The organism is Kaistia granuli DSM 23481 (genome assembly GCF_000380505.1).
Taxonomy (GTDB): Bacteria; Pseudomonadota; Alphaproteobacteria; order Rhizobiales; family Kaistiaceae; genus Kaistia; species Kaistia granuli.
The window spans coordinates 13,088-31,081 of record NZ_AQYH01000003.1 but is presented as its reverse complement, the minus strand read 5'-3'; the positions used below and the strand labels follow the sequence as shown (position 1 = coordinate 31,081).

The window sequence follows — 17,994 nt, the reverse complement described above, 5'->3', positions numbered from 1 at the left end:
CGCGAGCCCCGAAGGCGTCAGCATGCAATGGATTATTCACGAGGCCTCTTAGCGTTTTCAGCCAAGGTACCGAAATCACATCCTGTTTCGGCTCTTCACCGAACCGGTCAGACACGCACGCGCTTGGTCTTTGACTTCATTTCGCGGAAGCGGGCGGCCCAGCCGGGCTTCTCGACCTGGCGACCGCGCGCGATCGCCAGTGCGTCCGGCGCGACGTCAGTGGTGATGACGCTGCCCGACGCGACATAGCCGCCGTCGCCAATGGTGACCGGCGCGACCAGAACGCTGTTCGAGCCGATGAAGGCGCCTTCACCGATGATGGTCAGCGCCTTGTCGTAGCCGTCGTAATTGCCGGTGACGGTGCCGGCGCCGACATTCGCCTCGGCGCCGACCTGCGCGTCGCCGATATAGGTCAGGTGGCTGATCTTGGCGCCGGCGCCGATCTCGGCGTTCTTGATCTCGACAAAATTGCCGACCTTGCTCTTCGGGCCGAGTTGGGCGCCCGGCCGGAGCCGCGCATAGGGCCCGATCTCGGCACCGGCTTCCAGATGCGCGCCCGTGAGATGCGAGAAGGCATGGATCAGGGCCCCCTCGTCCACCCTCACCCCGGGTCCGAAGAAGACGTTGGGCTCGATCGTGACGTCACGGGCGAGCACCGTGTCATGCGACAGGAACACAGTCTCGGGCGCGACCATGGTGACGCCCGAAAGCAGCGCCTGCTGGCGAGCACGGTCCTGCCAGATGCGCTCGACAGCGGCGAGTTCGACCCGCGTATTGACGCCGCCGACTTCGGCCGCTTCCGCCTCGATCGCGACGACGGCCAGGCCGCGCTGGTTGGCGATTTCGACGGCGTCGGTCAGATAGTACTCGCCCTTGGCGTTGCTGTTGTCGATGGCGTCGAGCAGGCCAAGCACGGCATCACCGCGAAAGCCCATCAGGCCGGCGTTGCAAAAGCCGATGGCACGCTCGCCCTCATTCGCCTCGCGCTCCTCGCGGATCGCCACCAGCTGTCCGTCGCGTTCGATCAGGCGGCCATAGCCGGTCGGATCCTCGGGGCGGAAGCCGAGCACGACGACGCTGGCACCCTTCGCCAGTTCGGTGCGCATCCGCGCCAGCGTTTCGGCGGTAACCAGGGGCGTGTCGCCGTAGAGGACGAGGACGTCGTCAGCCGGCTGATCCAGCGCTGCGCGCGCGGCCAGCACCGCATGCGCGGTGCCGAGGCGCTCGACCTGCTCGACGACCGATGCCGAGGGAGCCGTCTTGATGGCGAACGCGCGGACGGCGTCGGCACCCTTGCCGACAACGACAGCGAAGCGCTCGATGCCCGCGCCCGTCGCCGTCTTCAGCACATGGCCGATCATCGGCAGGCCGGCGACCGCATGCATCACCTTCGGCAGCGCGGAGCGCATTCGCGTGCCCTCGCCGGCGGCGAGCACGATGGCGAGCGAAGAGCGATCCGGCATGTTTCCTCCGAGATTACGACAGCAAGTTCGGCAATAGGCGCAAGCTTTGCGCGATCGCGGCGGCGATGGTCAAGCAATGATGTGGCGAACCGCCGGACCGGCCGCTCAACCGATCCGGGAAAGCGCCGGGAAGGTCTCGAGCAGCCAGAACGACATCGCCGTCATCTGGCCGGTCAGGAACAGGATGCCGGTCAAAATCAGGAAGACACCCATCACCTTCTCGACCATCGGCATATAGCGACGGAACCGCCGCATCCCGCCGATGAAATGGCCTGCGAACCCCGCCGCGATCATGAACGGAATGCCGAGGCCGAGCGAATAGATGGCGAGCAGTCCGGCGCCGCGACCGACCGTGTCGGTGCTGCCGGCAACCCACAGAATCGAGGCCAGGACCGGTCCGATGCAGGGCGTCCAGCCAAAGGCGAAGGCGAGGCCGAGAACATACGCGCCGGCAAGGCCCGCCGGCTGGTTCGCCACCTGCACCCGCGCCTCACGCTGCAGGAAGCTGATCCGGAACACGCCGAGGAAATGCAGGCCCATGACGATGATCACCAGGCCGGCAATGATCGACAGCATCTCCTGCTGCCGCGCCACGACGCGGCCGAGCACGGAGGCCGTGGCGCCGAGCAGCACGAAGACCGTGGTGAAGCCGAGCACAAAGGCGAGCGACGAGCGCAGCACGACGCCGCGGACGCGGCGATCGGCGTTGCTGCCCGTCACCTCGTCAAGGCTCAGCCCCGTCACATAGCAGAGATAGGGCGGCACGAGAGGCAGCACACAGGGCGAAACGAAGGACAGCAGCCCGGCGAACAGGGCGGCCCAGAGTGTAACGTCTGCCGACATGGGCTCTCGGTCGTTCTCGCATCAAGGGTCGACGAACGGCCTCATGCCATCCTCGTCGCATCCTTATAAGGCAAAGCCTGCGTCGAAACACGCGACGAACCGCCGCCTGCCGTTTCGACGCAGGCCGGTCGACGCGCCGGGCTCACCTTCGCCGGCTTGGCGGCGCGTCGCGCTTCCGCTAATGGGCTTAGGGCGGGATGCGCCTGCAGGAGGATGAGCTTCATGATCGTGAGTTGCGGCGAGGCCCTGATCGACTTTTTGCCGGTCAAGGATGCGAACGGGAATGATTCCTATCAGCCGAAGGTTGGCGGTTCGCCCTACAATGTGGCTCTGACGACGGGACGCCTCGGCAATCCGACAGGTTTTTTGGGAGGCATCTCGACGGACTTCTTCGGCGAGATGCTGGCGGAGGAACTGGAGCGCAGCCAGGTCAGCCTCAAATATGCCGGCCGTTCGGCCCGCCCGACGACGCTTGCCTTCGTCAGCCTGCTGCATGACGAGCCGCAATATGCCTTCTTCGACGAGAACTCCGCCGGCCGCCTGCATGATCCCGCCGCGCACGAGCCGATCGGCGACGAGGTCGAGGCGCTGCATTTCGGCTCGATCTCGCTGATTCCCGAGCCGATCGTCGGCCGCCTCGCCGCCGTCATGGACGCCAATCGCGGCAAGCGCGTGCTTTGCTACGATCCCAATGTCCGTCCGACGCTGATACACGACCGCGACGCCTTCTGCGCCCGCGTCGAACAGTTCGCCCATGGCGCCGATATCGTGAAGATCTCCGGCGCCGACCTCGAATGGCTGCATCCGGGCATCGAGGCCGACGAGATCGCGGCAGGCTGGCTCAAGGCCGGTGCCGGGCTCGTCGTCGTCACACGCGGCGGCAACGGCGTCACCGCCTACACGTCGACCGGCACCGTGTTCAGCCCGGTCGTTCCCGTCGTCATCGCCGATACGGTCGGCGCGGGCGACAGCTTCACCGGCGGCCTGCTCGCGCGGCTTTCCGAGAAGGGCCTCCTCACCATCGACGGCGTCCGCAACATCGACCACGCGGCCCTCAAGGACGCGCTCGATTTCGCCAACCGCGTCGCCGCGATCACCTGTTCGCGCGCCGGCGCCAACCCGCCATGGCGCCACGAACTGGTCGCCTGAGCAGAACGGGATCGCGGCTCCCGCCATACACAGACCGGGAGAGAAACCATGCCGGCCAGGCCGGGCCAGATCGTCATCCTGAACGGCGCGCCGCGAGCAGGGAAATCCAGCATCGCGGCCGCCATCCAGGAGAGCTATGACGGCCCCTGTATGAATCTGGGCGTCGACGCCTATGTCAACGCGATCACGCCGCTGCGCTACCGGCCCGGCATCGGCCTGCGGCCGGGCGGCGAGCGGCCGGATCTAGAGGAAGCCATTCCCCGCTTCTACGCGGCGCTGTACGAATCGATCGCCGCGCATGGCCGTCTCGGGCTCGACGTCGTGGCCGATGTCGGCCATCACGACGCCTACAGCAAGCCGCTCCATATCCTCGCCGATTGCGCACGTCGCCTGCGCGGCCTGCCGGTGCTCTTTGTCGGCGTCCGCTGCCCGATCGAAATCATCCTGCAACGCCGCCAGCTCGGCCAGACCGGGCGCGAGGGTCTCTATGCCGTGGGGACGCTGGACGATCCCGTGCCGGAGCCAGTCCTGCGCTGGCAGCGCGAGGTTCACCGGCCTGGCATCTATGACCTCGAAGTCGATACCTCCCAACACGATCCGGCCACCTGCGCGGCCATGATCCGACAGCGGCTGGCCGAATGCCCTGCAGCGCCCACCGCCTTCGAGCGACTGGCAGCTATGCCGTCAGTCACGGAAAGCTGAAGGCCGTCGTGACACCTTTTGCGCCGATCGAGCGTAAGAGGACTGAATGCACAGCATGAGGTCCCGATGAATCGATCCGCCGAACCGGCCGCGCGCCTTTATCCCTGGCAGGACAGGAAAGGCGCCTTCTCGCCGCTGAAGGCGCTTATCTTCGCCGGCGTGTTCCTGCCCGGCCTCTGGCTGATCGCCCGCGCCGTGATGGGAACGCTCGGTCCCCGCCAGATGATCGAAATCAACCACCAGGCCGGCCTGTGGGCCATCCGCTTCCTGCTGCTGACGCTGGCCATCACGCCGCTGCGCTACGTCTGGCGCTGGCCGGAGCTGGTGTTCGTCCGCCGCACACTCGGCAACGCCGCCTTCGCCTATGTGCTGATCCATCTCGTCGCCTATGCGGGTGACCTGGCCTGGGACATCCCGAAGGTCGTGTCCGAAATCTTCGCCCGCGTCTATCTGACGATCGGGTTGATGGTGCTGATCCTGCTGATCCCGCTTGCGGTCACCTCGACCAACGGGATGATGCGCCGACTGGGCGGCCTCCAATGGCGTCGCCTGCACAGGCTCGTCTATCCGATCATCGCCCTCGCCGCCCTGCACTTCTTCCTGCAGTCGAAGCTCGGCGTCACCGAACCGATCGTCATCGCCGCCCTGGCGGTCTGGCTGCTGGGCTGGCGGCTGCTGGCGGCCTGGCTCGGCGAGGCGCGGATTGCCTCGCTGCCGGCGACAATCGCTCTTGGCGCCACGGTCACCGTCGCAACGGCGTTCGGCGAGGCCCTCTATTACTATCTGAAGATCGGGGTCGCCTTCGGCCGCGTGCTGCCGACCAATTTCAATCCGGCCGCGGGCATTCGTCCCGCCTGGATCGTCGGCGGCATCCTCGTCGCCATCATCGCGGTGGCGGTTCTGCGTCGCTTCCTGCCCGCCAAGACATCAAGACGCCCCAGCCGCCCAGCCCGATCCACGACAGGAAATCCCGAAGCGCCCGCCCCGCGGCCGCAGGAAACCGTCGCCTAGCGACTGGTCTCTATTCCGTGCCGCGCGGCATGCGTTCGGCGACGAGCGCCGCCATGTCTCGCGCGTCGGACCGGTCGCGGGTCAGCCCATCGACCACGCCGTGCCGGTCGGCGAGCGACCGGTTCTGGCTGACTTTCCACTTGCCCTCGATCCGGGCAATCGGAATTTCGAGGCCGACAATGCCCTTCAACTGCCCGGCGACGAACGGCTCCGGCGCGTCGTCGACGCTCCAGGGCCGAGCGTGCACGCGCTCGCTGACATCGGTCAGCTCGCCGACCTGCTGGCGCAGCCATTCGGTCGATTCGAGGACACGCGGCGTGCCCCAGGCATGCACGGTCACATAATTCCAGGTCGGCACTACCTTGTGGTTCTCGGCCTTGGAGGCATACCAGTTCGGCGTCACATAGGCGTTCGGCCCCTGGAACAGGACCATCGCCTCCGCGCCGGCGCGCAGCGCGTTGAGCTGGTCATTGGCCTTGGCGAGATGCGCCCTGAGCAGGCCGAACTCGCCCTGGTCGGGATCAATCAGGAACGGCACCAGATTGGCCATCAGCCCGCCCTCGCCGGCCGTCACCAGCATGGCGAGCGGCTGGGCGCGCATGAGCCCATGCATCACCTCGAGCCGGTCTTCGCGAAAATGGGGCGGCTGGTACACGGTCGATCCTCGTCTGCGACAATCCGGAGATCCTGACACCGGACGTATGCCGGCGACAATGTGGGCTCATACCACGTCGTGGAAGCGGTAGTCGTGCTCGCCGCCATTCGGATCGATCACGGAGCCGTCGGCGCGCACATAGTCCGGTCCGACCGGCACCTTGCCGAACCCGCCGGGAATATCGAGCACATAGGTCGGCTGCGCCAGGCCGGACAGCCTGCCGCGCAGCGCCCGCATCAGCGCCTGCCCCTCAGCGATCGAGGTGCGGAAATGGCTGGTGCCCGGCGCGAGATCGCCATGGTGCAGGTAATAGGGCTTCACCCGCGCCTCGACGAAGCCGCGCATCAGCGCCGCCATTGTCTCGGGATCGTCATTGATGCCCTTCAGCAGCACCGTCTGGCTGACCAGGGCAATGCCCGCATCGGCGAGGCGCGCGAGCGCCGAGCGAGCCTCCGCCGTCAGTTCGCGCGGATGGTTGGCATGGATCGCGACATAGACAGTTTTGCCAGTGCTCCGCAGCGCCGCGACCAGCTCGGCCGTGACGCGGGCCGGGTCGACGACTGGCACCCGCGTGTGAAAGCGCAGGATCTTGACGTGCTCGATGGCGCGGAAGCGCTCGAGCAATTCGGCCAGCCGGCGCGGCGCGATCACCAGCGGGTCGCCGCCGGTGAAGACAATCTCCCAGATCTCCGGCCGCTCCCGCACATAGGCGAGCGCGGCTTCCAGTTCCGCCTCGCCGAGCATGGTCGGACCGCCGGGACCGACCGTCTCGCGCCGGAAACAGAAGCGGCAATAGACGGCGCAGACATGGACGAGCTTCAAAAGCACCCGGTCCGGGTAGCGATGCACGAGGCCAGGCACCGGACTATGCGCGTCGTCGCCAATCGGATCGGCGCGCTCCTCCGGCAGCGTGGTCAGCTCGGCGGTCGTCGGCACGAACTGCGCCGCGATCGGGTCCTGCGGATCGCTCGCGTCGATCAGCTTCGCCACCGCCGGTGTCACCGCCACGGCATAGCGTTCCGCCACGCGGTCGAGCCCCTCACGCGCCGAGGCCGGCGCAAGACCCGCCTCGACCAGGGCTGCGGGCGAACGCAGGGTCAGCGATTTTTCCAGCGGAATGACGGGTGAGCGCGGCATGGCCGCACTCTTTCGATCATTCGGCCGCCGGAGTCCAGATCACCGTATCGATGCGCGGTGCGCCGGTCGCCAGCATCACGAGCCGGTCGAAGCCGAGCGCGATGCCGGAAGCCTGCGGCATGATGGCTAGTGCCGCTAGAAAGTCCTCGTCGAGCGGATAGCGATCGCCATAGACGCGCTCCTTCTCGTCCATCTCGGCGATGAAGCGGCGGCGCTGCTCGGCCGGGTCGGTCAGCTCGCCGAAACCATTGGCGAGCTCGACGCCGCAGCAATAGAGCTCAAACCGCTCGGCGACGCGCGGATCACCCGCCTTCGGCCGCGCCAGCGCCGCCTCGACCACCGGATATTCGCAGAGGATCGTCGGCCTGCCCTGCCCCAGATGCGGCTCGACCTTCTCGGCGATGATGCGGCTGAAAATATCGCTCCAGCTGTCGTCCAAGACGATGCGGATACCGGTCGCCGTCGCCTGCTCGGCCAACGCGTCCCTGTCGGCCGATCCGTCCGCGGCGAGCGTCGCCAAGAGGTCGATGCCTGCGTGGCGAAGAAACGCTTCCGCAACGGTGACGCGCTCGGGCTCGGCGAACGGGTCCGAAACCTGGCCGCGATGCTCAAAGCGCAGCGTCTCGGCCGCCTCGGCGGCGCGCGCCAGCAGCGCGGCGCAATCCTCCATCAGGACCTCGTAGGGCGCGCCGGCGCGATACCATTCCAGCATTGTGAATTCGCAGGCATGGCGCGGCCCCAGTTCCCGGTTCCGGAACACCGGCCCGAGCGAATAGATCCGCTCCTCGCCAGCGGCCAGAATCTTCTTGGCCGCGAATTCCGGCGAGGTGTGCAGGTAGAGCGGCTGGCGCGTGCCGTCCGGAAACACCCGCTCAGTGGCAAAGGCATGCAGATGGGCCTCGTTGCCCGGCGACACCTGCAGGATTCCGCATTCGACCTCGACGAAGTCGCGCGCCTGGAACCAGTCATGCACAGACGATTTGATGCGCCCCCGCTTCATGAGGAACGGCCGGCGATCGGCATGCACATGGGGCGACCACCAGGGCGAGGCTCTGGTCATTCGTTGCGTTCTCCTGTCGTCGACCCGGATCGGCACCGTGGCCACCGGCGAGATTCGACTGGCGCGAACCAGCGGAATCGCTATGGTGCGCGCCATTATCGCGCCTTTGTACGGGCGCCGACGCCAATCTGAGGATTTAATTCGTGAAGGTTATCGCCAGCCAGGTCCGCAAGGGCAACATTCTCGAGATCGATGGCAAACTCTACGCCGTTCTCACGGCCGAAAGCTTCCACCCGGGCAAGGGTACGCCGACCACGCAGATCGACATGCGCGGCCTCGCCGACGGCGTGAAGATCTCGAACCGCTACAAGACGACCGAACAGGTCGAGCGTGCTTTCGTCGAGGATCGTGACTTCTCCTTCCTGTTCCAGGACGGCGAAGGCTTCACCTTCATGAACACCGAGAACTTCGAGCAGCTGATCGTTTCGCCGGCCGTTGTCGGCGATGCAGCGCCGTACCTGCAGGAAGGCATGGTCGTCCGCCTGTCGATCTTCGAGGATCAGGCCGTCGGCATCGTGCTGCCGCAGCGCATGACGCTCGAAGTCGTCGAGACGGAGCCGACCACCAAGGGCCAGACCGCTTCCTCGTCCTACAAGCCGGCGATCCTGTCGAACGGTGTCCGTTCGATGGTGCCGCCGCATATCGGCCCGGGCACGCGAATCGTCGTCCTGACCGAGGACGGTTCCTACGTCGAGCGCGCCAAGGACTGACGTCCCGCGCCTCTGTCATGGCCCGGCCATGGCTTACCCCCTCTTCCATGGCGCCGAGCCCAGCTCGGCGCCATTTTTTATGCTGTCGAAGAAAGAGGCCGCTGTCAGGTTTTTGACAACGCTCCGGCTCGCCCTGCTCCTCCTATAGATCAGGCTGGAGCGAAACAGCGACGGTCGTGCCGGGAACGTATCCCCTTGCTTGGCCGCCGTTTGCGGCGCTACTTCCGCTAGGTTTCCGTAGCGGCACGATCACTGAGATATTACTGCATTCGCTGCAGATAAAGCGGTTGTTCAAAATATAGCGCAAATCTTCTATTGACTTGACTGCCCCTTGTCCCTGACTCTGATCATGGGTCGGACTGGGGGGTCCTGGCGCTGCGCACCACTCGATCGGTGCGCCTTGCGTGGAAGCTCCAGGGCGCGGTGGGCAATAGCATGATGATCGGCATCCTGGTTCTGGGAGTAGGCGCACTTTTCTTTGCCGTCGCCGGCCTTATGGCCAGTGACATGGCTCATGGCTTTGCGCCTTTCTTGATGTATCTGATCACCAGCCTGCTGCTGGCGCTTGCGATCGGCCTGCTTCTGTTCAAGACCCATATGCGCCTGCGCCGTGCCCTCGATCGCTCGCATCGCAAGCAGCGTCAGCTCCACGCCAGCGCCCGCATTGATTCACTGACCGGACTACACAATCGGGCCGCCTTCATGCGGTCCCTCGAAAAGGCGCTCGAATCCTGGCGCGCCGGCGGGCCGCCTGTCGCGGTGCTGCTGATCGATCTCGACCGCTTCAAGATCGTCAACGACACGCATGGCCATGCCGCCGGCGACGATGTGCTGAAGGAAACGGCGCGCCGCCTCGGCAGCTTTCAGGAAACCAACTCTACCGTCGCGCGGCTCGGCGGCGACGAATTCGTCGTCATGCTGGAGGATGATCGCGGCGGCATACCGGGACGCGTCGGTCGCCGCCTGCTCGAAAGCCTGGCGGCCCCGATCCCGATCCAGAACGGCTTCGTCCGCGTCGGCGCGACGATCGGCCTGGCGGCTTCGGAGAACCGCGCCGTGACGGGCGAGGAAATGCTGCACGCGGCCGATGTCGCGCTCTATGACGCCAAGCGCAACGCGCGCGGAACGGTCCGCACGTTCGAGACCGGAATGGACGAGGCCATGAAGGATCGGCGCATGCTGGAGACCGATCTCAAGCGCGCTTTGGCCGCCGGCGAAATCGTGCCCTTCTACCAGCCGCTGATTGCGCTGAATGGCGACAAGCTGATTGGATTCGAAGTGCTGGCGCGCTGGCAGCATCCGGTCCACGGCATCATCCCGCCGGCCTCGTTCATTCCGCTGGCCGAGGAATCCGGCCGCATCGGCGAGATGTTCTACACGTTGCTGGCGCGGGCTTGCGACGATGCCCGGAACTGGCCGTCCGACCTACGACTGTCGGTGAACATTTCGCCGACCCAGTTCGCCGAGCCGCTGATGGCGTCGCGCATCCTCACAATCCTCTCCAAGGCCGGCTTCCCGCCGGCGCGGCTGGAGCTGGAGATCACCGAAAGCACGCTGGTTGACCAGGTGTCCTCGGCCCGCCTGATCCTGACGACGCTGCGCAATGCCGGCATTTCCGTCGCGCTCGACGATTTCGGCACCGGCTATTCGAGCCTTCGCCATCTGAACGACCTGCCGGTCGACCGCCTGAAGATCGACCGGGCTTTCGTGGCGAACGCCCAGCGCAACGACGAGGACTGGCGGATCGTCCGCGCCATCGTCCAGCTCGCCGGTGCGTTCAATCTCGCCACCACGGCGGAAGGCATCGAGGCTCCGGAAATCCTGTCGACGCTGCGCGACATCGGCTGCGATATCGGCCAGGGTTATCTGTTCGGGCGACCGATCTCGGCCGAACAGACGAGCCTCTGGCTGGAGGAACGCCGGCCGATCCGCGCCCTGGCCTCCTGAGCCGGTTCCGGCTTGCGCGCGGCTGCCTCGGATAAGGCACAATTCGGGCAGAGCACAGCGCCAACGCCACACGGAATCCCATGATGAGACCCCATCCGCTCAACCAGAGACTGCGCATTCACCTGATCCAGCTCGGTGCCCTGGTCGTGGCAGCAGCGCTGCTGCTGGCCGAGCCAGTCTGGGGCGGACGGCCCCATGAGCTGATCGAGATGGCCGGCTTTGCCTTCGTGCTCGTCTGCGTCGCCGGGCGGATGTGGAGCATCCTCTATATCGGCGCGCGCAAGAACCGGGACCTGACGACTCTGGGTCCCTATTCGATGACCCGCAATCCTCTCTATCTGTTCTCGACGATCGGCGCCGTCGGCGTCGGCCTGATGTACGGGTCGCTCCTCGTCGCTGTCCTCCTGGGGCTGCTGAGCTATGGGGCGTTCCTCGTCACCGCGAGCAAGGAAGCCGACCATCTGAGCACGCTGTTCGGCGAGCGCTATGACAGCTATGCGGCGCGGACTCCGATGTTCTGGCCGAAGCTGTCGCTTTACCGCGATTCCGCCGAGATGTCCTTCTCGCCCGAAGCGCTGAAGCGCACCTTCCTCGACGGTCTGCTGTTCCTGGCGATCTTCCCGGTCATGGAGCTGCTCGAATACCTGCAGGTGAACCATTATCTGCCGGTGCTCTTTCGCGTCTTCTGATCGCCCCCCCAGTTTCGGCGGCTCGCTCGCTTTGCGGGCATGGCATTGTTTGATAGGCAGGTCGGGGGCAGGCTCTGCAATCGACCATGGAATCATACGGAAATGCTAGCGAGACTCCTCTTGGGCCTATCGATCGTCGGCCTGGCTTCGGGCAGTGCCCTTGCGGCCAGCTGCGAACAGAACTTCACGGTCAGCGGCGTGCCGATGGTGACCGCCGTCAGCTACAAGACGTGGCAGGATTTTCCCAGGCTGAAGGCGGAGGTCGCCCTGAAGCGGATCGCGCAGGAAATGTCGGCACAGGGTTTCTCCGGCGTCCGCATCAACAAGCAGCTTTCGACCGTCGATGCGCATCAGGAAACGTCCGGTTCGGGCCGCATCCAGACGCTGCGCGCCGTCGTCCGTCCGCGTGGCAAGAGCACGCGCGTCGACGCCGTCTTCAGTATCCAGGCGCGCCAGGTGACCGACAAGAAGATCGTCCGTACCGGCCTCTGCGACATCATCCGTTCCGCAGCGCGGTAACGCACTCAGCAAGACGGCGTCCGCCCTTTCGGGCGGGCGCCCCTCACCGCCCACACGACGGAGCCTTCTCCCGCGACAGGGATCGGGGCCCTTCGGCGGGCGGTCGAGGCTCCCGGCCTCCCCGATCTCAGAGGTGACGAAATGTCGACCCACGAGGAGAATGCCAGGCAGTATGGCGACAGCCGGAAGCTCCGGGCGCGAGCCCGGCTCAACCGGGACTATACGATCGCCGAAACGCCCTGGTTCTCCTGGGTATTGCGACAGCTGGACCTCAAGTCGGGAGACCACGTCCTCGACATCGGCTGCGGGCCGGGCTGGCTCTGGTCCGAGGCGGCGAACGACGTGCCGCAAGGGCTGGAACTGACGCTGGCGGACCTGTCGCCCGGCATGGTCGACGAAGCCGTGCAACGCTGCCGCCCGCTGCCGTTCAAGGCGGTCGATGGCCAAGTCGCGGACGTCACGAGCCTCCCCTTCGAGGATGGCACCTTCGATACGGGTCTTGCCGCCCACATGCTCTATCACGTGGCCGATCCGGCGGCCGCCATCGCGGAGATGTTCCGCGTCCTGAAGCCGGGCGGGACTCTCGCCGTCACCACCAACGGCGTCGGCAACATGCGGGAACTCTACGAACTCGCCACCGTCTTCGGCAGCGCCCCAACCGATCCATCCGCGGCGATATTCGGCTTCGACACCGCCGAACGGCTGATGCGATCGCAGTTCGGCAATGTCAGCCTGTCGCGCTATCCGGCCGTGCTTCGGATCACCGATCCCGACGACATATTCCTCGCCCTCACCTCCTATCCGCCCGGCGACCGCGCCGGCGAGATCGAGCTCAACTCCTTCCGTCAGGCAATCGACCGTGCCTTCGCGCGTGGCAAGGGTGCGCTGGAAACCCAGAAGGAGACAGGCCTGTTCCGGAGCCGGAAGGCGGCCTGATACGAATGGGATCCAGATGAACGCGAGGAGCAGCCCCGTGGATGTCGCGATCGAGCTGGCAGAGGCCCGTCATCGGCAAGGTTGGGCCGAACTGCGCGCCGAGCTATGGCCGAATGGGACGGCGGCAGAACATGCCGCCGACATCGAGACCTTCCTTGCCGAGATCCCAGCCGGCCGGGCCCAGGTGGCCTTCATCGCCCTCGATCGGGGCACAGCCATCGGCTTTGCCGAAGCCTCGCTGCGGCACGACTACGTCAACGGTTGCAAGACCTCGCCCGTCGCCTTTCTCGAGGGCATCTACGTGCGCGCCAGCCATCGCAGGTCCGGCATCGGCAAGCGTCTGTTGTCGGCGATCGAGGACTGGGGACGCGGCCAGGGATGCACCGAAATGGGATCGGACGCCGACCTCGCCAACACCCAGAGCCATGATTTTCATGCGGGGATGGGCTTCAGCGAGACCCAGCGCGTGGTCTTCTTTCGGAAGCCCCTTTGAAGACTTCTCCATGACGAAGCGGAATGCTCGCCCTGGAAAAGAAAGTGATCGCCCGGTCACTCGGATCAGCATGGACTCTTCTTCGGCCGCTCAGTAGCGTGTAGCCACCCCGTCAGCATTGCCGAGCTCGGCAGGCATCCGCGCGACATCTGACGCGGCGTCGCGGCTCGCGGGGAAAGGCGAATGTGAGACGACAGGGGGAGATCCAACCATGAGACTAATCGTGACTAGTCTTGCGGCGGCGCTATGGCTTGGCTTGGCCGGCCAGGTGTCGGCTCAGACGATCAGTTATTCCGAGGCGGGAGCGCTGCTGGCGAAGAGCTGCGGCAAGGACATCGAGAAGTATTGCCCGAAGGTCAATTTGGGCGGCGGCGCGCTGAAGGACTGCCTTGCCGCCAAGGCCTCGAAGATCAATCCGCAATGCATCGCCGACTACAAGGCCGTCGTGGCGTCGCTCGACGCCCGCCTGGCCGCCCAGGCGGCGGTCACCAAGGCCTGCCGCGGCGACGCCACCCAGTTCTGCCAGGGCACAGCGCCCGGCAACGCGCATTATCTCGGCTGCCTGAATGCAGCCAAGAAGGTCGTCAGCAAGCGCTGCACCGCCGCCATCACCAACGCCGGCTGGAATTGAACGTCATGTCGAAGGAAACCCGAATGACATCGCGCATACCGGCCGGCTCGCGCGGCCTCGCCTTGGCCGCCGCCGTCCTGCTGGCAAGCGCCGCAAGTGGCCCTGCCAGCGCGCAGACCGCGCTGAGCGGCAACCAGATCATCCAGACCATGAACAGCGCCGCACGGGCCGCTCCTCCCGGCCTGTCCGCGGCCCTGATCCGCCAGGCCGTGCAGCAGCACATGATCGACAATCCCGGCATGCCGATCACCTGGAAACCGCTGGAGCTGCTGGATAGCCTCGCCCAGGTCGACGTCCAGATCCAGTTCGCGCTGAATTCAGCGATCATCCGGCCGGAATCCTACGCGACCATCGGCTCGATCGCCGATGCGCTGCATCATCCGGTGCTCGGCGGCTACAAGTTCGTCGTCACGGGCAATACCGACACCACCGGCAACCGCAAGGACAATCTGGCGCTGAGCCAAGCACGCGCCGACGCCGTCGTCGAAGCGCTGACCACGACCTATCATGTCGATCCGGCGCGGGTGGAAGCCGTCGGCCTCGGCCAGGAAGCGCTGCAGGACGTCAAGAACCCGAAAAACCCGATCAATCGCCGGGTCCAACTGATCAATATCGGCAAGTATCTCCCGGGCAAGTAGCCGCGCGTCCGCGGCAAAGGGATTCGCAGACTCGCGGCTTTGATCTGGTCCCGCGGGACAGAATCAATCGAGGCGGCTCCCGACAAGGGGCCGCCTTTTCCGATGGCGGCGGCTGTCGCTGGCAGGTCCACGCGGCCTCGCGCCGTGCGGCGGAGTGACCCGCCGGGGCAGTTTGACAATCCCGGCCGTATGGCCGAGATATTGATCATGCGCATCGTTTCCTTTGCCACCCTCATCCTTTGCAAAGGCAGCCTCCAAACGGGCTGACTGCCTGGTGCTGCTACCTGCGAGAGCAAGAGCGGCGCCAGGCAAGCGACATTCAAGACCCCTGAAATCCATGCACCGGCCGAGCGATTGGCTGCGCCTTTTGAGGCGCGCCGCGCGGGGCCGGATTCTGTCTGTTTGGAGACATCCGATGACCTTCAAGTACACCTTCACCCTCCCGATCAGCGGCTCGAACAAGCTGCCCCGCTTCAGGACCTGGGCTGCGGAAAACGCGCCGGAAATCCCGGTCAGCCTGCCGCCGCAGGTTCCGGTCAAGAGCGAGTCGCTGACGATCCGCCTGAAGTCGGCCGCCGACCGGCAGGTCCTGATGACCAAGCTCGAAGGCGTCAGCCTGTAGCGAGACCGACGGTGGCGGGCCTCGCCCGCCACCGTTGACCAGACCGGATCTCGACGGACCGGAGTCGGAACGAACGACTCGGGGGGGCTTGATAGCCTAGCCTGCCGAGGATGCGCCTTGACGCAATCGGCATCGAAGGGCAAGCAGCCGAGGCGCATGCCGGCGACGTGGCATCATGACCGCCGCCCGGCCCCAGAGACGACAGGTGTCTTCCGCGGACAGCCAAGGCAGCGCCGGGTCCATGCGCACCGGAACAATCTCGGCACAGAAAGGCACCCTCTTCGCGAGAGGGCACGCCGACCGTTATCAAATTGAATTATATAAGAAAATTTGGTGACCCCGGCTGGGCTCGAACCAGCGACCTGCCGCTTAGAAGGCGGCTGCTCTATCCAGCTGAGCTACGGGGCCAAAGTTGTCGACACGCCGGTCGGGCGCGACGGGCTCGGCAGGACCTAGTGGGTCCAGGCCTGGGCGCGGCCGAACTTGAAATTGTCCGAATACGAGATCTTCTTGCGCGTATCGTCCTGCGCCGTGAAGAGCTGGTAGGGAATGCCGTTCTTCTCGGCGTAGGCGACCGCTTCTTCTTGCGTGTCGAAGGCGAGCTTGATCTGGCGCTTCATGTCGACCGTGGACGTGTAGCCCATCAGCGGTTCGACGGAAACCGGAACCTCCGGCTCGTAGGTCAGCATCCAACGATCGGTCTTCGCCTTGCCCGACTGCATCGCATTGCGTGCCGGCCTGAAGATACGCGCCACCATCGTCGGATCGCCTCCATCAAATCAATTGTCGCTTTGAATGGTCGGGGCAGTAAGATTCGAACTTACGACCCTCTGGTCCCAAACCAGATGCGCTACCAGGCTGCGCTATGCCCCGACTTTCAACGACATGGGTGGATTACACGTTCGGCCCCGGCTCTTCAAGGCATAGAGCGGCGACAAATTGGAGCCTCAACAGACGATCCCCGGCCGTGACCTGGCTACCGTGCCGGAATGGCGAAACGGTCGCCGGGCTCGAGCCCGATCCGGTCCGCGCCGCCGCCCACCAGTTCGAGGACATAGCGCACCGGCGCGCCGCCCGGGATCAGGTCTTCGGAGAACGGCGTCGTCCGCTTCTCGATACGGGATGTCGTGCCGTCGGCCTTGATGAAGATTATGTCGAGCGACAGCGGCGTGTTCTTCATCCAGAAATAGACGGGCCGCTCGCCGCCAAAATCGAACAGCATGCCGTGCCCGTCCGGCATCGCCTCGCGTCCCATCAGGCCGCGCTCGCGCTCGGTCGGCGTCGAGGCCCACTCGACGGTCAGATGGTGCTGGCCGGTCTTGGTCGCGACGTCGATGCCGGAGGTGTCGGCGGCCGCGGCGGAACTGGTGGCCAGCGCCAAGCAGAGGCCGAGCGCCCCGCATAGCGTGGAAAGAAAGCCGAAACGGGCGCGACGCGGCGACACCGCGATCAGTGCGACGACGGTCCGGACGAAACGCCATCCGGACGGATCTCGGCCGCCATCAGGCCCTTGTCGCCGTCGCCGAAGCGGACCAGCACCGTCTGGCCGGGGCGCAGCTCGGTCAGGCCGTAGCGGCGCAATGTTTCCATGTGGACGAAGATGTCTTCGGTCCCCTCGCCGCGCGTTACGAAGCCGTAACCCTTGACGCGGTTGAACCATTTGACGACGCAGCGCTCGAGGCCGCTGGTCGGCACGATCACCGTATGGGTGCGCGGCGGACCGGCCTGGGCCGGATGGATAGCCGTCGAATCATCCATACTGATGACGCGGAAAGCCTGCAGTCCGCGCTGGCCCTTCGTGACCTCGCAAACAATACGGGAGCCTTCGTAAGCGGTCTGGAAGCCGTCGCGTCGCAGGCAGGTCACATGCAAAAGGATATCCGGCGAACCATCGTCGGGCAGGATGAAGCCATAGCCCTTCGACGCGTCGAACCACTTGATCGAGCCGACTACCTCGACCAGATCCAGCCCGCCCTCGTCCTCCCGCCCCGCGGCGGAAGACGGTTCAGCGCTGTTCTTGGAACCCATATCGTCGGCCCCCGATTGGCCTTTCCAGGCCGAATACACACATGGTCGACTGCATAGCCCTGCCCTTGAAGCGCGCTCACCGCCGATTCCCTTAACAAAGAATAACATCGGACGTGGCGGAGACCAGTGGCTTCCTGGCCACAACCGTGGATTTCCGTCCTGAGTTGCAGAGGTGGAGCGGGTTCCTGTTTTGCGATGCTGCCGCTATGGTGGCGGGGCAATTCGCCGGCGCGCGAGCGACCCACGCTCGCGCGCAACCGGCAATGCCATTCCGGGAAAAGGATGACGCCCTATGAAGTATCTTCACACGATGGTTCGCGTGACCGACGTCGACAAGTCGATCGCCTTCTACAAGGAACTCGGCCTCAACGAGGTGCGGCGCATCGACAATGAGAAGGGACGCTACACGCTGTACTTCCTGGCAGCGCCCGGCGACGAGGATGCCCAGGTCGAGCTGACCTTCAACTGGGATCCCGAAGTTTATGGCGAAGGCCGCAATTTTGGACACCTCGCCTATCGCGTCGACGATATCTACGCCCTTTGCGACAAGCTGCAGAAGGCCGGCATCACCATCAACCGTCCGCCGCGCGACGGCCATATGGCTTTCGTCCGCTCCCCCGACAACATCTCGATCGAACTGATCCAGGCCGGCGACCCGCTGCCGCCGCAGGAGCCCTGGGCCTCGATGCCGAACACCGGCAAGTGGTAGATCGAATGCCGTGCCGTCTCAGCGATGAGACGGCACTCTATCCACAGGCGGT

Annotated in this window: 21 protein-coding genes and 2 tRNA genes; 13 read left to right on the top strand and 10 right to left on the bottom strand. The window is 65.4% G+C overall.

Annotated elements, in window-relative coordinates; all coding sequences use genetic code 11:
* Positions 1 to 107 precede the first annotated feature (107 nt).
* Positions 108 to 1,463, bottom strand: coding sequence for a bifunctional UDP-N-acetylglucosamine diphosphorylase/glucosamine-1-phosphate N-acetyltransferase GlmU (gene glmU / locus G342_RS0102525; RefSeq protein ID WP_018181530.1), 1,356 nt, complete (start codon positions 1,461 to 1,463; stop codon positions 108 to 110).
* 105 nt (positions 1,464 to 1,568) lie between these two features.
* Positions 1,569 to 2,306: a cytochrome c biogenesis CcdA family protein gene (locus tag G342_RS0102520; RefSeq protein ID WP_018181529.1), complete on the bottom strand. Its 738-nt coding sequence runs from the start codon at positions 2,304 to 2,306 to the stop codon at positions 1,569 to 1,571.
* Positions 2,307 to 2,528: 222 nt separating this feature from the next.
* Between G342_RS0102520 and G342_RS0102515 the strand changes: the two genes are divergently transcribed.
* From G342_RS0102515 to G342_RS0102505, 3 genes are all read left to right on the top strand, one after another.
* A complete protein-coding gene (locus G342_RS0102515) occupies positions 2,529 to 3,455 on the top strand; it encodes a carbohydrate kinase family protein (protein ID WP_026304048.1) in 927 nt (308 codons plus the stop codon).
* Positions 3,456 to 3,503: 48 nt separating this feature from the next.
* A complete protein-coding gene (locus G342_RS0102510; protein ID WP_018181527.1) occupies positions 3,504 to 4,157 on the top strand; it encodes a chloramphenicol phosphotransferase CPT family protein in 654 nt (217 codons plus the stop codon).
* Positions 4,158 to 4,223: 66 nt separating this feature from the next.
* The gene (locus G342_RS0102505; protein WP_018181526.1) at positions 4,224 to 5,168 is read left to right on the top strand and encodes a protein-methionine-sulfoxide reductase heme-binding subunit MsrQ; all 945 of its coding nucleotides are present in this window, start codon (positions 4,224 to 4,226) and stop codon (positions 5,166 to 5,168) included.
* Positions 5,169 to 5,178: 10 nt separating this feature from the next.
* Here the strand turns inward: G342_RS0102505 and G342_RS0102500 are convergent, their stop codons facing one another.
* From G342_RS0102500 to epmA, 3 genes are all read right to left on the bottom strand, one after another.
* On the bottom strand, positions 5,179 to 5,823 hold the full coding sequence (locus tag G342_RS0102500) for an FMN-binding negative transcriptional regulator (protein WP_018181525.1): 645 nt from the start codon (positions 5,821 to 5,823) through the stop codon (positions 5,179 to 5,181).
* A gap of 66 nt (positions 5,824 to 5,889) precedes the next feature.
* Positions 5,890 to 6,960: a lysine-2,3-aminomutase-like protein gene (locus tag G342_RS0102495; RefSeq protein WP_018181524.1), complete on the bottom strand. Its 1,071-nt coding sequence runs from the start codon at positions 6,958 to 6,960 to the stop codon at positions 5,890 to 5,892.
* Between the two features lie 16 nt (positions 6,961 to 6,976).
* Complete coding sequence (gene epmA / locus G342_RS0102490; RefSeq protein WP_026304047.1) at positions 6,977 to 8,020, bottom strand: EF-P lysine aminoacylase EpmA; 1,044 nt, start codon at positions 8,018 to 8,020, stop codon at positions 6,977 to 6,979.
* A 143-nt stretch (positions 8,021 to 8,163) separates the two neighbouring features.
* Between epmA and efp the strand changes: the two genes are divergently transcribed.
* From efp to G342_RS0102435, 9 genes are all read left to right on the top strand, one after another.
* Complete coding sequence (efp, locus tag G342_RS0102485) at positions 8,164 to 8,730, top strand: elongation factor P (RefSeq protein ID WP_018181522.1); 567 nt, start codon at positions 8,164 to 8,166, stop codon at positions 8,728 to 8,730.
* Positions 8,731 to 9,237: 507 nt separating this feature from the next.
* A complete protein-coding gene (locus G342_RS23000) occupies positions 9,238 to 10,677 on the top strand; it encodes a putative bifunctional diguanylate cyclase/phosphodiesterase (RefSeq protein WP_198010723.1) in 1,440 nt (479 codons plus the stop codon).
* An 80-nt stretch (positions 10,678 to 10,757) separates the two neighbouring features.
* Positions 10,758 to 11,366: a methyltransferase family protein gene (locus tag G342_RS0102470; protein ID WP_156830763.1), complete on the top strand. Its 609-nt coding sequence runs from the start codon at positions 10,758 to 10,760 to the stop codon at positions 11,364 to 11,366.
* A gap of 102 nt (positions 11,367 to 11,468) precedes the next feature.
* Positions 11,469 to 11,885: a hypothetical protein gene (locus tag G342_RS0102465; protein WP_026304046.1), complete on the top strand. Its 417-nt coding sequence runs from the start codon at positions 11,469 to 11,471 to the stop codon at positions 11,883 to 11,885.
* Positions 11,886 to 12,026: 141 nt separating this feature from the next.
* A complete protein-coding gene (locus G342_RS0102460) occupies positions 12,027 to 12,821 on the top strand; it encodes a class I SAM-dependent methyltransferase (RefSeq protein ID WP_018181517.1) in 795 nt (264 codons plus the stop codon).
* Positions 12,822 to 12,858: 37 nt separating this feature from the next.
* Positions 12,859 to 13,314 carry an aminoglycoside 6'-N-acetyltransferase gene (gene aac(6'), locus G342_RS0102455; RefSeq protein ID WP_018181516.1) on the top strand — a complete coding sequence of 152 codons (456 nt, stop codon included), beginning with the start codon at positions 12,859 to 12,861 and terminating at the stop codon, positions 13,312 to 13,314.
* A gap of 223 nt (positions 13,315 to 13,537) precedes the next feature.
* A complete protein-coding gene (locus G342_RS0102450; RefSeq protein WP_026304045.1) occupies positions 13,538 to 13,945 on the top strand; it encodes a cysteine rich repeat-containing protein in 408 nt (135 codons plus the stop codon).
* A 23-nt stretch (positions 13,946 to 13,968) separates the two neighbouring features.
* Entirely contained in the window at positions 13,969 to 14,583 is a 615-nt protein-coding gene (locus tag G342_RS0102445; protein WP_018181514.1) for an OmpA family protein, read from the top strand.
* A 415-nt stretch (positions 14,584 to 14,998) separates the two neighbouring features.
* The gene (locus tag G342_RS0102435; protein WP_018181512.1) at positions 14,999 to 15,205 is read left to right on the top strand and encodes a hypothetical protein; all 207 of its coding nucleotides are present in this window, start codon (positions 14,999 to 15,001) and stop codon (positions 15,203 to 15,205) included.
* 331 nt (positions 15,206 to 15,536) lie between these two features.
* Here the strand turns inward: G342_RS0102435 and G342_RS0102430 are convergent.
* The 5 genes from G342_RS0102430 to G342_RS0102410 all read right to left on the bottom strand — a co-directional run bounded on the left by G342_RS0102430 (position 15,537) and on the right by G342_RS0102410 (position 17,233).
* Positions 15,537 to 15,613: transfer RNA gene (locus G342_RS0102430), tRNA-Arg, on the bottom strand.
* Between the two features lie 44 nt (positions 15,614 to 15,657).
* Complete coding sequence (locus G342_RS0102425; RefSeq protein ID WP_018181511.1) at positions 15,658 to 15,963, bottom strand: ETC complex I subunit; 306 nt, start codon at positions 15,961 to 15,963, stop codon at positions 15,658 to 15,660.
* A 38-nt stretch (positions 15,964 to 16,001) separates the two neighbouring features.
* A tRNA-Pro gene (locus tag G342_RS0102420) sits at positions 16,002 to 16,078 on the bottom strand.
* Between the two features lie 103 nt (positions 16,079 to 16,181).
* Positions 16,182 to 16,649 (bottom strand): DUF192 domain-containing protein, encoded by a 468-nt coding sequence (locus G342_RS0102415; protein WP_018181510.1) that lies wholly within the window; start codon positions 16,647 to 16,649, stop codon positions 16,182 to 16,184.
* A 5-nt stretch (positions 16,650 to 16,654) separates the two neighbouring features.
* Positions 16,655 to 17,233, bottom strand: a complete 579-nt coding sequence (locus tag G342_RS0102410) for a cold-shock protein (RefSeq protein WP_018181509.1) — start codon at positions 17,231 to 17,233, stop codon at positions 16,655 to 16,657.
* Between the two features lie 292 nt (positions 17,234 to 17,525).
* On the opposite strand from G342_RS0102410, the gene G342_RS0102400 reads away from it, so the two are divergent.
* Positions 17,526 to 17,942: a VOC family protein gene (locus G342_RS0102400; protein ID WP_018181507.1), complete on the top strand. Its 417-nt coding sequence runs from the start codon at positions 17,526 to 17,528 to the stop codon at positions 17,940 to 17,942.
* Positions 17,943 to 17,994: the final 52 nt, after the last annotated feature.

Bases quoted from the DNA above. Each gene is read 5' to 3' on its own strand.
- glmU (WP_018181530.1), bottom strand. From the start codon at position 1,463: ATGCCGGATCGCTCTTCGCTCGCCATCGTGCTCGCCGCCGGCGAGGGC.
- G342_RS0102520 (WP_018181529.1), bottom strand. From the start codon at position 2,306: ATGTCGGCAGACGTTACACTCTGGGCCGCCCTGTTCGCCGGGCTGCTG.
- G342_RS0102515 (WP_026304048.1), top strand. From the start codon at position 2,529: ATGATCGTGAGTTGCGGCGAGGCCCTGATCGACTTTTTGCCGGTCAAG.
- G342_RS0102510 (WP_018181527.1), top strand. From the start codon at position 3,504: ATGCCGGCCAGGCCGGGCCAGATCGTCATCCTGAACGGCGCGCCGCGA.
- G342_RS0102505 (WP_018181526.1), top strand. From the start codon at position 4,224: ATGAATCGATCCGCCGAACCGGCCGCGCGCCTTTATCCCTGGCAGGAC.
- G342_RS0102495 (WP_018181524.1), bottom strand. From the start codon at position 6,960: ATGCCGCGCTCACCCGTCATTCCGCTGGAAAAATCGCTGACCCTGCGT.
- epmA (WP_026304047.1), bottom strand. From the start codon at position 8,020: ATGACCAGAGCCTCGCCCTGGTGGTCGCCCCATGTGCATGCCGATCGC.
- G342_RS23000 (WP_198010723.1), top strand. From the start codon at position 9,238: ATGGCTCATGGCTTTGCGCCTTTCTTGATGTATCTGATCACCAGCCTG.
- G342_RS0102470 (WP_156830763.1), top strand. From the start codon at position 10,758: ATGATGAGACCCCATCCGCTCAACCAGAGACTGCGCATTCACCTGATC.
- G342_RS0102465 (WP_026304046.1), top strand. From the start codon at position 11,469: ATGCTAGCGAGACTCCTCTTGGGCCTATCGATCGTCGGCCTGGCTTCG.
- G342_RS0102460 (WP_018181517.1), top strand. From the start codon at position 12,027: ATGTCGACCCACGAGGAGAATGCCAGGCAGTATGGCGACAGCCGGAAG.
- G342_RS0102445 (WP_018181514.1), top strand. From the start codon at position 13,969: ATGACATCGCGCATACCGGCCGGCTCGCGCGGCCTCGCCTTGGCCGCC.
- G342_RS0102435 (WP_018181512.1), top strand. From the start codon at position 14,999: ATGACCTTCAAGTACACCTTCACCCTCCCGATCAGCGGCTCGAACAAG.
- G342_RS0102425 (WP_018181511.1), bottom strand. From the start codon at position 15,963: ATGGTGGCGCGTATCTTCAGGCCGGCACGCAATGCGATGCAGTCGGGC.
- G342_RS0102410 (WP_018181509.1), bottom strand. From the start codon at position 17,233: ATGGGTTCCAAGAACAGCGCTGAACCGTCTTCCGCCGCGGGGCGGGAG.
- G342_RS0102400 (WP_018181507.1), top strand. From the start codon at position 17,526: ATGAAGTATCTTCACACGATGGTTCGCGTGACCGACGTCGACAAGTCG.